The organism is Derxia lacustris (genome assembly GCF_002105195.1).
GTDB lineage: Bacteria > Pseudomonadota > Gammaproteobacteria > Burkholderiales > Burkholderiaceae_E > Derxia > Derxia lacustris.
In genome coordinates this window covers 599,357-612,205 of the sequence record NZ_MUHU01000008.1, presented here as the reverse complement: position 1 = coordinate 612,205, position 12,849 = coordinate 599,357, and the positions used below count along the sequence as shown (strand labels likewise).

The 12,849-nt window shown below is 67.3% G+C and carries 13 protein-coding genes; 4 read left to right on the top strand and 9 right to left on the bottom strand.

Annotation, left to right across the window (positions count from 1 at the left end):
• Positions 1 to 2: 2 nt before the first annotated feature.
• The 4 genes from B9P64_RS09305 to guaB form a co-directional block, all read right to left on the bottom strand.
• Complete coding sequence (locus B9P64_RS09305) at positions 3 to 389, bottom strand: hypothetical protein (protein WP_085315927.1); 387 nt, start codon at positions 387 to 389, stop codon at positions 3 to 5.
• A gap of 153 nt (positions 390 to 542) precedes the next feature.
• Positions 543 to 2,144: a glutamine-hydrolyzing GMP synthase gene (gene guaA, locus B9P64_RS09300; protein ID WP_085315926.1), complete on the bottom strand. Its 1,602-nt coding sequence runs from the start codon at positions 2,142 to 2,144 to the stop codon at positions 543 to 545.
• A gap of 75 nt (positions 2,145 to 2,219) precedes the next feature.
• A complete protein-coding gene (locus B9P64_RS09295) occupies positions 2,220 to 3,467 on the bottom strand; it encodes a TCR/Tet family MFS transporter (RefSeq protein ID WP_085315925.1) in 1,248 nt (415 codons plus the stop codon).
• 21 nt (positions 3,468 to 3,488) lie between these two features.
• The gene (gene guaB / locus B9P64_RS09290) at positions 3,489 to 4,949 is read right to left on the bottom strand and encodes an IMP dehydrogenase (RefSeq protein ID WP_085315924.1); all 1,461 of its coding nucleotides are present in this window, start codon (positions 4,947 to 4,949) and stop codon (positions 3,489 to 3,491) included.
• Positions 4,950 to 5,008: 59 nt separating this feature from the next.
• Here guaB and B9P64_RS09285 point away from each other — a divergent pair, with 59 nt between their 5' ends.
• Together B9P64_RS09285 and B9P64_RS09280 are read left to right on the top strand one after the other, a co-directional pair.
• Entirely contained in the window at positions 5,009 to 5,926 is a 918-nt protein-coding gene (locus tag B9P64_RS09285; protein WP_139826221.1) for a DMT family transporter, read from the top strand.
• Between the two features lie 28 nt (positions 5,927 to 5,954).
• Positions 5,955 to 6,458 (top strand): DUF4124 domain-containing protein, encoded by a 504-nt coding sequence (locus tag B9P64_RS09280; protein WP_085315923.1) that lies wholly within the window; start codon positions 5,955 to 5,957, stop codon positions 6,456 to 6,458.
• Positions 6,459 to 6,483: 25 nt separating this feature from the next.
• Here the strand turns inward: B9P64_RS09280 and B9P64_RS09275 are convergent, their stop codons facing one another.
• Positions 6,484 to 6,804 carry an RnfH family protein gene (locus B9P64_RS09275; protein WP_235839938.1) on the bottom strand — a complete coding sequence of 107 codons (321 nt, stop codon included), beginning with the start codon at positions 6,802 to 6,804 and terminating at the stop codon, positions 6,484 to 6,486.
• Positions 6,797 to 7,243: a type II toxin-antitoxin system RatA family toxin gene (locus B9P64_RS09270; protein WP_085315922.1), complete on the bottom strand. Its 447-nt coding sequence runs from the start codon at positions 7,241 to 7,243 to the stop codon at positions 6,797 to 6,799. Before B9P64_RS09270 ends, B9P64_RS09275 begins: the two co-directional genes overlap by 8 nt.
• A gap of 113 nt (positions 7,244 to 7,356) precedes the next feature.
• On the opposite strand from B9P64_RS09270, the gene smpB reads away from it, so the two are divergent.
• Both smpB and B9P64_RS09260 read left to right on the top strand, forming a co-directional pair.
• Positions 7,357 to 7,809 (top strand): SsrA-binding protein SmpB, encoded by a 453-nt coding sequence (smpB, locus tag B9P64_RS09265; RefSeq protein ID WP_085315921.1) that lies wholly within the window; start codon positions 7,357 to 7,359, stop codon positions 7,807 to 7,809.
• A gap of 103 nt (positions 7,810 to 7,912) precedes the next feature.
• Positions 7,913 to 8,875 carry a response regulator gene (locus B9P64_RS09260; RefSeq protein WP_085315920.1) on the top strand — a complete coding sequence of 321 codons (963 nt, stop codon included), beginning with the start codon at positions 7,913 to 7,915 and terminating at the stop codon, positions 8,873 to 8,875.
• Here B9P64_RS09260 and B9P64_RS09255 read toward each other — a convergent pair.
• The 3 genes from B9P64_RS09255 to ppsA form a co-directional block, all read right to left on the bottom strand.
• A complete protein-coding gene (locus B9P64_RS09255) occupies positions 8,859 to 9,803 on the bottom strand; it encodes an SPFH domain-containing protein (protein ID WP_085315919.1) in 945 nt (314 codons plus the stop codon). The genes B9P64_RS09260 and B9P64_RS09255 overlap by 17 nt on opposite strands.
• Before the next feature lie 27 nt (positions 9,804 to 9,830).
• A complete protein-coding gene (locus B9P64_RS09250) occupies positions 9,831 to 10,250 on the bottom strand; it encodes an NfeD family protein (RefSeq protein WP_085315918.1) in 420 nt (139 codons plus the stop codon).
• A 100-nt stretch (positions 10,251 to 10,350) separates the two neighbouring features.
• Positions 10,351 to 12,783 carry a phosphoenolpyruvate synthase gene (gene ppsA / locus B9P64_RS09245; RefSeq protein WP_085315917.1) on the bottom strand — a complete coding sequence of 811 codons (2,433 nt, stop codon included), beginning with the start codon at positions 12,781 to 12,783 and terminating at the stop codon, positions 10,351 to 10,353.
• Positions 12,784 to 12,849: the final 66 nt, after the last annotated feature.

The following is a 12,849-nucleotide window of genomic DNA, read 5'->3' as shown; positions in this document are numbered from 1 at the left end:
CGTCACGTCTCCAGCGTCAGCGCATCCGCGCCCGCCACCGCAAAGCCACCTTCGCCGCGCGGCGTGCGGATGCGGTAGTCGGCACCGCCGAGCCAGGCTTCGTTGTCGTCGAAGCGCAGGCGCTCGGCGGCAGCGATCGCCACGCCGGCCGGGCCGATGCTCAGGCCGGCCGGCGCCCAGACCGACAGCAGGCTGCTGCTGCCGGCGCCGCTGGCATGCCGCAGCTCCAGATCGAGCCGGTCGCCGTCGACCGCGACCGACAGCAGCTCGAAGGCCTGGTCGTGCGGCCGCACCACGGCAAAGCGCCAGAAGCGGATCGCGCCGAACACGCGGTTGAGGGCGTCGGCGCGAAGTCGGGCGGCAAGCTGCTGGAGGTCGTCGGTGGCCATGGCGGAGTGGGTTGCGGGCGTTGGATGCAAAAAACGACAGCGCCGTGACGGCGTGCGCGATTAGCGCGTTGCCGTCAGGCGCTGTCGATGTGGTCGGTCACGCTTGGCGTGACGCCCGGGCGGTTGGCGCAGCGATGCGACAACCGCTGCCCATCACTCCCACTCGATCGTGGCAGGCGGCTTGCCGCTGATGTCGTAGACCACGCGATTGATGCCGCGTACCTCGTTGATGATGCGGTTGCTCACGCGACCCAGCAGCTCGTAAGGCAGATGCGCCCAGTGCGCGGTCATGAAGTCGCTGGTCTGCACCGCGCGCAGGCTCACCACCCATTCATAGGTGCGGCCGTCGCCCATCACGCCCACGCTCTTCACCGGCAGGAACACCGTGAAGGCCTGACTGGTCAGCTCGTACCAGCTCTTGCCTTCGTGGAAGGTGCCGCGCAGTTCCTCGATGAAGATCGCGTCGGCGCGGCGCAGCAGCTCGGCGAATTCATGCTTCACCTCGCCGAGGATGCGCACGCCCAGACCCGGGCCCGGGAAGGGGTGGCGGAAGATCATGTCGCGCGGCAGCCCGAGCGCCAGACCCAGCGCGCGGACCTCGTCCTTGAACAGTTCGCGCAACGGCTCCAGCAGCTTGAGATGCAGCGTGTCGGGCAGGCCGCCGACGTTGTGATGGCTCTTGATCGTGGTGGCCTTGCCGGTCTTGGCGCCAGCGCTCTCGATCACGTCGGGGTAGATCGTCCCTTGCGCCAGCCACTTCGCCTGCTTGAGCGATTCGGCCTGCTCCTGGAACACATGCACGAACTCGCGGCCGATGATCTTGCGCTTGGCCTCGGGGTCGCTCACGCCGGCCAGCGCGGTCATGAAGCGCTCGGTCGCGTCCACATGGATGAGCTTCATGCCCATGTGGGTCTGGAAGGTGTCGACCACCTGCGCGCCTTCGTCCAGGCGCAGCAGGCCGTTGTCGACGAACACGCAGATGAGCTGGTCGCCGATGGCCTTGTGGATCAGCGCGGCGGCCACGCTCGAATCCACGCCGCCCGACAGGCCGAGGATGACTTCCTCGTCGCCGACCTGTTCGCGGATGCGCTGCACCGCTTCTTCCACGTAGTTGCCCATCACCCAGTCGGCACCGCAGCCGCAGATGTCGCGCACGAAGCGCGTGAGGATGGCCTGGCCTTGCAGCGTATGCGTGACTTCGGGATGGAACTGCACGCCGTAGAAGCCGCGCGCCTCGTCGGCCATGCCGGCGATCGGGCAGCTCGGCGTGCTGGCGGCGACGACGAAGCCGGGCGGAAGCTCCGTCACCTTGTCGCCGTGGCTCATCCACACCTTGAGCATGCCGTGGCCCTCGTCGGTGACGAAATCCTGGATGCCGTCGAACAGCTTCGTGTGGCCGCGCGCGCGGACCTCGGCATAGCCGAACTCGCGGTGCGCCTGCTTGCCTTCGACGGCGCCCTCGACCTTGCCGCCGAGTTGCTGCGCCATCGTCTGCATGCCGTAGCAGATGCCGAGCACCGGCACGCCCAGCTCGAAGACCACCGGCGGCGCCTTGTCGGTCGATTCTTCATAGGCCGACATGTGGCTGCCGCCGAGGATCACGCCCTTGGGCGCATAGGCGCGGATGAAGGCTTCGTCCACGTCGCAGGGATGGATCTCGCAATACACATTGGCCTCGCGCACGCGGCGCGCGATCAGCTGCGTGACCTGCGAGCCGAAGTCGAGGATGAGGATCTTGTCGTGCTGGGTCGTCATGGTGTGGCGATCGGAAAAGATGAAGTCCGCAGCCCGGAGGCTGACGGCGGAAATCGTTGCGGCATCGGGCGAGGTTTACGGCGACGCGGGCGCCAGGCGCGGCATGCGGCTGAACTGGCGCAGCGCCAGCAGCAGCGATGCCGCCGACAGCGCCGCGCTCAGGAAAAACGTGGCGCCGGCGCGCCAGTCGTGCGCCGGCAGATGACTCACCTGCGCCAGCAGCGCGGCACCGATGAGCGGCGCCGCGACCATCGTCAGGCTGTTGAGCGAGCTGAGCGCGCCCATCGTCGCGCCCTGCGTCTGCGCGTCGGCCGCCTCGCTCACCAGCCCCTGGAAGGCCGAGTTGCTGGCGAAGGACAGGAAGTTGAACAGGATCAGCGCGACCATCATCCAGCCCGCCGTCGCCAGCCCGTAGAGCACATAGGCCACCGTGCCCCAGGCCAGCGAAATCACCGCCAGCCGGCGCGTGCCGAGCCACTTGATGAGCCGGCCGAGCAGCCCGCCCTGCACCACCACCGCCACGATGCCCACGGCAAACAGCGACAGCCCGTTCTCGCGCGCGCCCCAGCCAAAGCGGAACTGGTTCGACAGCACCCAGGTGGAATGCAGGATGAACTGCGCCAGCCCCGACAGCGCGATGGCCGCGATGAGCAGGCCCACGCCGCGCAATTGCGCCAGCGCCAGCAGCGCGCGGAAGGGATTGGCGCGACGCCAGTCCACCGCATGACGGCGCTCCGGCGGCAGCGATTCGGGCAGCACGAGCAGGCCGTAGAGCCAGTTCACGCCCGCCAGCCCCGCCGCGACGAAGAACGGCAGCCGCGGATCGCCATCGCCGAGCAGCCCGCCGATCACCGGCCCGACGATGAAGCCGATGCCGAAGGCCGCGCCCAGCATGCCGAAGCGGCGCGCCCGGTCCTGCGGCGGCGTGATGTCGGCGATATAGGCCTGAGCCACTGCCACATTGGCCGACAGCGCGCCGCCGATCAGCCGCGCCGCCACCAGCCACGCCAGCGACGGCGCCAGCGCGGTCAGCAGGAAATCGGCACCGAGCCCGGCCACGCCCAACAGCAGCAGCGGCCGCCGACCGAAGCGGTCGGACAGCGCACCGAGCAGCGGCGACAACAGAAATTGCGCCAGCCCGAAGCCGGCCGAGATGAGCCCGTACCACCAGGCCTGCGCCTCGCTGCCGGTCGTGAAGCCGGCGATGACGGTGGGCAGCACCGGCAGGATCAGCCCGAAGCCGATCACGTCGATGAGCACCGTCACCATGACGAAGGCGACGGCCGGCTGGCGGGCGCTGCGGCCCCGGGACGCCTGGGTCATGGTGATGGCCGCCGGCGCGCGTCAGCCGACGCGGTAGTTGGGCGCTTCCTTGGTGATCGTCACGTCGTGGACGTGGCTTTCGCGGATGCCCGCCGAGGTGATCTCGACGAAGGACGCGCGCTCGCGCATCTCGTCGATGGTCGAGCAGCCGCAATAGCCCATCGACGAACGCACGCCGCCGACCAGCTGATAGACGATCTGGAGCACGCTGCCCTTGTAGGGCACGCGGCCTTCGATGCCTTCGGGCACGAGCTTTTCGGTCGCCGAGCCGGTTTCCTGGAAGTAGCGGTCGGCCGAGCCGGCCGACATCGCGCCCAGCGAACCCATGCCGCGGTATTCCTTGTAGCTGCGGCCCTGGAACAGGATCACGTCGCCCGGCGCTTCTTCGGTGCCGGCGAACATCGAGCCGAGCATCACGGTGTAGCCGCCGGCGGCGAGCGCCTTGGCCACGTCGCCCGAATAGCGGATGCCGCCGTCGGCGATCAGCGGCACGCCGCTGCCGGCAAGCGCATCGGCCACGTTGGCGATGGCCGAGACCTGTGGCACGCCCACGCCCGCGACGATGCGCGTGGTGCAGATCGAGCCCGGGCCGATGCCGACCTTGACCGCATCCGCGCCGTGATCGACCAGCGCGCGCGCCGCATCGCCGGTGGCGATGTTGCCGCCGATGATCTGCACCTGCGGATAGCGCGTCTTCACCCAGCGCACGCGATCGAGCACGCCCTTGCTGTGGCCGTGCGCGGTGTCGACGATGATGACGTCGACGCCAGCCTCGACCAGCGCTTCGGCGCGTTCCTCGGTGCCGGCGCCGGTGCCGACCGCCGCGCCGACGCGCAGGCGACCCTGCTCATCCTTGCTGGCCAGCGGATGCTCGACCGCCTTCTGCACGTCCTTGGCGGTGATGAGGCCGCGCAGCTCGCCGGACTCGTTGACCACCACCACGCGTTCGAGGCGGTGCTTGCTCATCAGGCGCTTGGCTTCGTCGAGCGTCGCGCCTTCGCGCACCGTCACGAGCCGCTCGCGCGGCGTCATCTTGGTGCTGGCGGCGACGCCGAGTTCTTCCTCGAAGCGCAGATCGCGGTTGGTGATGATGCCGACCACCTTGCCGCCCTGCACCACCGGAAAGCCGCTGATGCCGTGCTGGTTCTGCAGCGCGATCACTTCGCGGATGGTGACTTCGGGTCCGATGGTGATCGGATCGCGCACCACGCCGGCCTCGAAGCGCTTGACGCGCCGCACTTCGCGCGCCTGCTCGGCGGGCGTGAGGTTCTTGTGAATGATGCCGATGCCGCCTTCCTGCGCCATCGCGATCGCAAGACGCGACTCGGTGACGGTGTCCATGGCGGCGGACACGAGCGGAATGTTCAGGCGGATGCTGCGGGTAAGCTGCGTCGCGAGGCTTGTTTGGTTCGGGAGTACATCGGAGTACGCCGGAACGAGGAGCACGTCATCGAATGTGAGTGCCTTTTGCAGAAGTCGCATGCTTTCCTCTTCGCACAAAAGCGAATTTTAACCTGCGTCGGTTTGTCGCCTTTTCAGGCATGACTGGCGGCGTGCTTTGCGGCCTCGCCGCCGGTGCGCTGTGGGGCCAGATCTTCCTGTTCCCGCTGCTGCTGCCGATGTTCTCGGCGCTGGAACAGACGGCGGCACGCTATCTCGCCTACGGGGCAATTTCACTGCTGCTGGCGCTGCCGCGCATCGGTGCGCTGATGCGCGCCACGACGCGCGCCGATCTGCTGGCGCTGCTCGGGCTGTCGGCCTGCGGCACGCTCGGCTACTACTTCTGCGTCGCGCGCTCGGTGGCGCTGGTCGGCGTGGCGCCATCGGCGCTGGTGGTCGGACTGCTGCCGCTCACCATCACGCTGGTCGGTCGGGCGCATCGACCGCGCGCCGAACGGCTGCCGCTGCGTCGGCTCGCGCCGCCGCTGGCGCTGATCGCGCTGGGCATGCTGCTGGTGAATGCGCCCGCGCTGGCTGCCGCACATCGCGCCGGCTCGGCGCTGCCGCTCGCCGGGCTGGGCTGGGCGGTCGGCGCGGTCGTGTGCTGGACTGTCTATGCGGTTGGCAATGCGAGCTGGCTGCGCGCCCATGCGCGCTGGTCGGCGCGCGACTGGAACGATCTGACCGGCCTGACGACCGGGCTGCTGGCGCTGCTGCTGCTGCCGGCGCTGCCCTGGTCCGGCGCGGCCTTCGACGCCGACCGGCCCTGGCTGCGGCTGCTGACCGTGGCACTCGCGCTCGCCGTCACCACCTCCAACCTGGGCGCCTGGCTCTGGAATATCGCGAGCCGGCGGCTGCCCATCACGCTGACCGGCCAGCTGCTGGTCAGCGAGACGGTGTTCGCGCTGCTCTACGGCTTTGCCTGGGCCGGACACTGGCCCGACGGGCGGGAATGCGCCGCAATTGCCGTGCTGCTCGGCGGCGTGCTGTGGGCCATCCGATTGCATCGCGCCGCATAATTTGCCGATCTCAGCCTTGGAGTGACGCATGCCAGACCGCAGCTTTCCGATGTTCCGGCGCCATGCCGGCCTGCTCGCGCTAGGCGCGGCCCTGCTGCTGCCGGTCGCGGTACAGGCGCAATGGGCCTGGAAGGACAGCAACGGTTCGACCGTGTTCTCGGACCAGCCTCCGCCGTCCTCGGTGCCGGCCGACCGCATCCTGCGCCGCCCGAGCGGTGCGGCGGCCACCACGCCGCCGGCCACGCCCGCCGGTGCCGCGCCAACGGCGGCACCGCGCAGCACTACCGCAGAACTCGCCAACGAATTCGAGAAACGCCGCAAGGAACGCGGCGAGGCCGAACGCAAGGAAACCGAAGCGGCGGCGCAGAAGCAGCAGCGCGCCGAAGACTGCCAGCGCGTCTCCCAGCGCCGTGACGCCGTGGCTGGCGGCCTGCGCATGCGCTCGCTCGAAACCGGCGCGGTGATGGGCGATGCCGAGCGCGAAGCCGAAGTGGCGCGCCTGGACGAACAGCTGACCAGCCTGTGCCAGTGAACCGACGGCCGTCGGTCCGGCAGCTTCAGCGCCGGACCCAGCGATCCGGTTCGGCCTCGCGCTGGCGCGCCACCTTGTGCCGGCGTGCGCTCTTGGGGTCGGCGACCAGCGCGCGATAGACCTCGATCCGGTCGCCGTCCTGCACCGCATCGTCCAGGCTGCGACGGCGCGAGAACACCCCCACGCCCTGCCCGACCGGATCGGCCTGCGGATGCAGCGTCAGCAGTCCCGACGCCTCGATCGCGGCGCCAATGCTGCTGCCGGCCGGCAGGCGCAGCGCGCGGCGAAAGCACAGGCCCGGCGCCATGAAGCACACCTCGCAGCCGACGGCGGCGGCGTCAGTCATAGAGCTGGTCGGCGCGCTTGACGAAGCCGTCCACGAAGCTGCCCGCCACATGGTTGAACACCGGGCCGACCAGGCTTTCGAGCAGGCGGCTCGCAAACTCGTACTCGATGCGGCAGCTGACCTTGCAGGCGTCGTCGGCCAGCGGCACGAAACGCCAGTCGCCTTCGAGCATGCGGAATGGCCCTTCGCGGAACTGCATGTCGATGCGGCTCGCCGGCGTCTGCACGTTCTGCGTCGTGAAGCTCTGGCGCACGCCCTTGAAGTTGATCTCGATGGTGGCCAGCACCACTGAACTGCCATCGGCGCGCTGCTCGCGCGACAGCACGCGCGCGCCGCCGCACCACGGAAGGAATTTGGGGTACTGCTCGATGGCGGTGACCAAGTCGTACATCCGTTGTGCCGGATGCGCGACCAGCACCGATCTTTCGACGACGGCCATGAATCGGAATTGGGCTGCTTGGGAGGACGGCCGGAAACGGCCGGTGAAACGAGAGGCATTCATTAGAATGCCCAGCCGATTGTATAGAACCGTCACCCGAGCTCCCCTACCGCATGTCCATCATCGACAACCGCAAGGCCTTCTTCGACTACTTCATCGAGGAGCGTTTCGAAGCCGGCATGGCGCTCGAAGGCTGGGAGGTCAAGGCCATCCGCGCGGGCCGGGCCCAGATCAAGGAAGCCTACGTCGTCATCCGTGGCGCCGAGATCTTCGTCATCGGCATGCACATCAGCGCGCTGCAAAGCGCCAGCACGCATGTCTCGCCCGACCCGGTCCGCACCCGCAAGCTGCTGCTCAAGGCGGAGGAAATCCGCAAGCTCATCGGCAAGGTCGAGCGCTCCGGCTACACGCTGGTGCCGCTCGACATGCACTACCAGCGCGGTCGCATCAAGTGCGAGATCGGTCTCGCCAAGGGCAAGAAACTGCACGACAAGCGCGAGACCGAGAAGAAGCGCGACTGGGAACGCGAGCGCGCACGCCTCATGCGCACACCGGCCAAGGACTGAAAACTCCAGCCGGCGATGACCCGCCGCAAGACCGCACAAAAGCCAGCGCTTGACTTGGCTGTTCCGGCCTTGGGCATCGGTATTCGCGGCTAAAGTCGGCGCCATGAACGATGTCACGCATGGCCTGCCCAGCCAGTTGAGATCGGTCGCCCGTCAGGGTGACTCGCATTCCGCCGCCTATACGGTCCAGCTGCTGGGTTTCAACGATCGTGAGCGAACACTCTTCGGATCGATATTTGCACTGTCGAAGCACCGCGAGATCCGCTACGTCGAGTTCAATCCCGACGTCCATCCGCATGCCGACTATTTCATCGTCGACTCGGAGGATGCCGAGGCGGTCGAGAGCTTCTTCATGATCGATCCGGGCAGTTGCGGCGGCGGCATCTTCGTGGGAACGCCGGCGGTCGAGGCGTTGCGTGGCTATCCGGTCATCCATCGCCCGATCCGCTGGGCCGAGGTAATGCTGCACATCGACGCGCTGCCGCGCCCCGCGGTCTCGGCCGAAAGCGCGCGACTGATGGCCGTCGGCCTGCTGCCGGCAAGCGCGGCCGCAAACCGGATCGGACCGAGCACCCGGGTCGAGACCGGCAACGCGACGATCGCGCGCGCCGAGGACGATCTCGAGCTGTCGCAGATTCCCGACTGGTACGACCGCAGCAAGATCACCGAATTTCGCACCGAGCCGGCCGTGCTCGTCGTCGACGGCGACCTCGCCTCGCGGCGCTACATGGCGGCCAAGCTCATGGACCTGAATTACCGCGTCGACTACGCGCAGTCGGCCGATCAGGCCATGCAACTGCTTGCCGGCAGCCGCTACAACGCGGTGTTCATCGATCCGGCCATGCCCGGCATCGACGGCTACGACCTGGCGCGCAAGATCAAGGGCCGCGACGACCGCCGGCGCGTCGCGGTGATCTTCGCCACCGACAAGCCGTCGGCCATCGAGCGGGTACGCGCCAGCATCGCCGGCGCCGACGTGTTCCTGGCCAAGCCCTTCGATCAGTCCAAGCTGGTCGCCACGCTCGACAAGTTTCTGCCCAACTGGCGCATCAAGCCGGGCGCCTGACGGGCGCTTCTGCCGGCGACTGCGACTTCACGATCTGCATCGCGCTCGCGATCGCCGAACCGAGATCGTTCATGTTGGCCGGCACGATCAGGCTGTTGTTGGTGCGCGCGAGTTCGCCAAACGCCTCCACATAGCGCTCGGCCACGCGCAGGTTCACCGCCTCCATGCCGCCCGGTCGGCTCAGCGCGCCGGCAATCGTCTCGATCGCGCGCGCCGAGGCGGCGGCAATCGCCAGCGTCGCGGCCGCCTCGCCCTGGGCGCGATTGATCTGCGCCTGCTTCTCGCCCTCGGAACGCGCAATCGATGCCTCGCGCTCACCGGTGGCGATGTTGATCTGCTCCTGCTTGCGCCCTTCGGACGCGGCGATCAACGCGCGCTTCTCGCGCTCGGCCGTGATCTGCGCCTGCATCGAGCGCAGGATTTCGGTCGGTGGCGTAAGGTCCTTGATCTCGTAGCGCAGCACCTTCACGCCCCAGTTCACGGCCGCCTCGTCGAGCGAGCGCACCACCGCGCTGTTGATGTCGTCGCGTTCCTCGAAGGTGCGGTCCAGCTCCAGCTTGCCGACCACCGAGCGCAGCGTGGTCTGCGCCAGCTGGGTGATCGCCACGATGAAATCGCTCGATCCATAGCTAGCGCGCATCGCGTCCGTCACCTGGAAATAGATGATTCCGTCGACCGTCAGCTGGGTGTTGTCGCGCGTGATGCAGACCTGACTCGGCACATCGAGCGGGATTTCCTTCAGCGAATGGCGGTAGGCCACGCGGTCGACGAAGGGAATCACGATGTTCAGCCCCGGCGACAGCACCGCATGGAACTTGCCCAGCCGCTCGACGACCCAGGCGTTCTGCTGCGGCACGACCTTGACCGCCTGCACGACGAACACCACTGCCGCCACCAGCAGCAGCGGCGCGAGGAAAGCGAAATTCATGTTTTCTCCAGCGAAGATTCTTCGGTATCAGCCACGCGGAGCCGGTCCCGGCCCCAGCACGAGACGGGCGCCTCGCACCGCAACAATGTGATGCGGTCCGGCGGCGGCCGGCTCGCCGTGGGCAAGTTCGGCCTCCCACTCGCTGCCGCGATAGTGCACACGCGCCAGACCGGCGTTCCATGCCGCGACCTCGACGGGCTGCCCCAGATCCAGCCCGAGGTCGGTCGCGCCACGGCCGCTCCGGGCACGACGCCGGCGCAGCAGCAGCACCGCACTGGACGCGACAGCCGCCGCCACCAGGCTTTGCACCACCGTGCCGGCACCCGTCAGCGCCACCAGCGCAGCCGCGCCAGCCCCGAGCGCCAGCATCAGCACATAGAAAGTTCCAACTGCCATCTCGAGCGCCATCAACCCGAGCGCCACCAATCCCCAGCTTGTCGCCTGCATCCGCCCTCCCCGGCATGAGTCCGTCGACGATTGTGCCCGCCTGAAATGAAAAACGCCCCGGACCAGCCGGGGCGTTTTCAAGGCGCTTGCGTCAGGCCAATCAGCCGCCGCTCGCCAGCTTTTGCCAAGTATCCACGACGGTGTCGGGATTCAGCGAGATCGACACGATGCCCTGCTCGACCAGCCAGGCGGCAAAGTCGAGATGGTCGGACGGGCCCTGGCCGCAGATGCCGACGTACTTGCCCTTGGCGCGGCAGGCGTCGATGGCACGCTTGAGCATGAACTTGACCGCCGGATCGCGTTCGTCGAAGTCCTTGGCCAGCAGCTCCATGCCGGAGTCGCGGTCGAGGCCGAGCGTCAGTTGGGTCAGATCGTTCGAGCCGATCGAGAAGCCATCGAAGAACTCGAGGAACTGGTCGGCCAGGATCGCGTTCGACGGAACCTCGCACATCATGATCAGGCGCAGGCCGTTTTCGCCGCGCTTGAGGCCGTACTTGGCCAGCAGGTTCTGCACCGCTTCGGCCTGGCCGAGCGTGCGCACGAACGGCACCATGATTTCGACGTTGGTCAGACCCATCTCGTCGCGCACGCGCTTGAGCGCCACGCATTCGAGCGCGAAGGCTTCGCCAAAGTCCTCGGCGATGTAGCGCGACGCGCCACGGAAGCCGAGCATGGGGTTTTCTTCATCGGGCTCGTAGCGCGAACCACCGATCAGCTTCTTGTACTCGTTCGACTTGAAGTCGGACAGGCGCACGATGACCGGCTTGGGATAGAACGCGGCGCCGATGGTCGAGATGCCCTCGGCCAGCTTGTCGACGTAGAACGCGCGCGGCGACGCATGACCACGGGCCACCGACTCGACGGCGGTCTTGAGTTCCGGATCGATGTTCGGGTACTCGAGGATCGCCTTCGGGTGGATGCCGATGTTGTTGTTGATGATGAACTCGAGCCGGGCCAGGCCCACGCCGCCGTTCGGAATCGACTGGAAGTCGAACGCGAGCTGGGGATTGCCGACGTTCATCATGATCTTGACCGGCGGCGGCGGCAGTTCGCCACGGCTGACTTCCGACACTTCAACGTCGAGCAGGCCTTCATAGACCTTGCCTTCGTCGCCCTCGGCGCAGCTCACCGTCACCAGCATGCCGTCCTTGAGCTTGTCGGTCGCATCGGCGCAGCCGACGACGGCGGGCACGCCCAGTTCACGCGCGATGATGGCCGCGTGGCAGGTACGGCCGCCGCGGTTGGTCACGATGGCGCTGGCGCGCTTCATCACCGGCTCCCAGTTGGGATCGGTCATGTCAGCCACCAGGATGTCGCCCGGCTGCACGCGTTCCATCTCGCTCGGGTCGAGGATGACGCGCACCGGGCCAGTGCCGATCTTCTGGCCAATGGCGCGGCCCGTGGCCAGCACCGACGAGCTGCCCTTGAGCTTGTACTTGTGCTCGGCCTTGCCGGCCTGCTGGCTCTTCACCGTTTCGGGGCGTGCTTGCAGGATGTAGATCTTGCCGTCGAGGCCGTCCTTGCCCCACTCGATGTCCATCGGGCGGCCGTAGTGCTTCTCAATGATGACCGCGTACTTGGCCAGCTCGATGATGTCGTCATCGGTGATCGAGTACTTGTTGCGCTCCGAAGCCGGCACGTCGATGGTCTTGGTGCGGCCCGGCTCGCCCGGCTGCGTGAACACCATCTTGATCAGCTTGCTGCCGATCGAGCGACGGATGATCGGGAAATAGCCTTGGTCGAGAATCGGCTTGTGGACATAGAACTCGTCCGGGTTCACCGCGCCCTGCACCACCATTTCGCCCAGACCGAAGCTCGACGTGATGAACACCACGTCCTTGAAGCCCGACTCGGTGTCGAGCGTGAACATCACGCCCGACGAAGCCTGGTCGGAACGGACCATGCGCTGGATGCCGGCCGACAGCGCGACGATGTCGTGCGCAAAGCCCTTGTGCACCCGGTAGGCGATGGCGCGGTCGTTGTACAGCGAGGCGAACACTTCCTTCATCGCGTGGAGGATGGCGTCGATGCCGACCACGTTCAGGAAGGTTTCCTGCTGACCCGCGAACGACGCGTCGGGCAAGTCTTCGGCCGTGGCCGACGAACGCACCGCGAACGACATGCCTTCGGGCGAATCCTTCACCAGTTCGTCGTAGAAGGCGCGGATCTGCGCTTCGAGTTCGGGCTGGAACGGCGCGTCGATGACCAGCTGGCGGATGTCCTTGCCGGCTTCGGCGAGGGCCCGCACGTCTTCCACATCGAGTGCGGCGAGGCGGTCGTTGATCTTGCCGGTGATGTTGCTGTAGGCCAGAAAGTCGCGGAAAGCCTGCGCCGTGGTGGCAAAGCCGCCCGGCACACGCACGCCGGCACCGGCCAGTTGCGAAATCATCTCGCCGAGCGAGGAATTCTTCCCTCCGACCGTATCGACATCGTGCACGCGCAGATCTTCGAAACGGACGACAAGTGCCGCGGGAGCCGACGAACCGGAAGCCGATTGGCCGCCAGCCGGGACTGCCTGAGCGAGGTTGGACATGGGTTCTCCTATGGAGCAGTTAAGATTCTTTATTGCCGACGATTGTAGCGGCGCGCCTTCATCTGC

Bases quoted from the DNA above. Each gene is read 5' to 3' on its own strand.
- B9P64_RS09305 (WP_085315927.1), bottom strand. From the start codon at position 389: ATGGCCACCGACGACCTCCAGCAGCTTGCCGCCCGACTTCGCGCCGAC.
- guaA (WP_085315926.1), bottom strand. From the start codon at position 2,144: ATGACGACCCAGCACGACAAGATCCTCATCCTCGACTTCGGCTCGCAG.
- B9P64_RS09295 (WP_085315925.1), bottom strand. From the start codon at position 3,467: ATGACCCAGGCGTCCCGGGGCCGCAGCGCCCGCCAGCCGGCCGTCGCC.
- guaB (WP_085315924.1), bottom strand. From the start codon at position 4,949: ATGCGACTTCTGCAAAAGGCACTCACATTCGATGACGTGCTCCTCGTT.
- B9P64_RS09285 (WP_139826221.1), top strand. From the start codon at position 5,009: ATGACTGGCGGCGTGCTTTGCGGCCTCGCCGCCGGTGCGCTGTGGGGC.
- B9P64_RS09280 (WP_085315923.1), top strand. From the start codon at position 5,955: ATGCCAGACCGCAGCTTTCCGATGTTCCGGCGCCATGCCGGCCTGCTC.
- B9P64_RS09275 (WP_235839938.1), bottom strand. From the start codon at position 6,804: ATGACTGACGCCGCCGCCGTCGGCTGCGAGGTGTGCTTCATGGCGCCG.
- B9P64_RS09270 (WP_085315922.1), bottom strand. From the start codon at position 7,243: ATGGCCGTCGTCGAAAGATCGGTGCTGGTCGCGCATCCGGCACAACGG.
- smpB (WP_085315921.1), top strand. From the start codon at position 7,357: ATGTCCATCATCGACAACCGCAAGGCCTTCTTCGACTACTTCATCGAG.
- B9P64_RS09260 (WP_085315920.1), top strand. From the start codon at position 7,913: ATGAACGATGTCACGCATGGCCTGCCCAGCCAGTTGAGATCGGTCGCC.
- B9P64_RS09255 (WP_085315919.1), bottom strand. From the start codon at position 9,803: ATGAATTTCGCTTTCCTCGCGCCGCTGCTGCTGGTGGCGGCAGTGGTG.
- B9P64_RS09250 (WP_085315918.1), bottom strand. From the start codon at position 10,250: ATGCAGGCGACAAGCTGGGGATTGGTGGCGCTCGGGTTGATGGCGCTC.
- ppsA (WP_085315917.1), bottom strand. From the start codon at position 12,783: ATGTCCAACCTCGCTCAGGCAGTCCCGGCTGGCGGCCAATCGGCTTCC.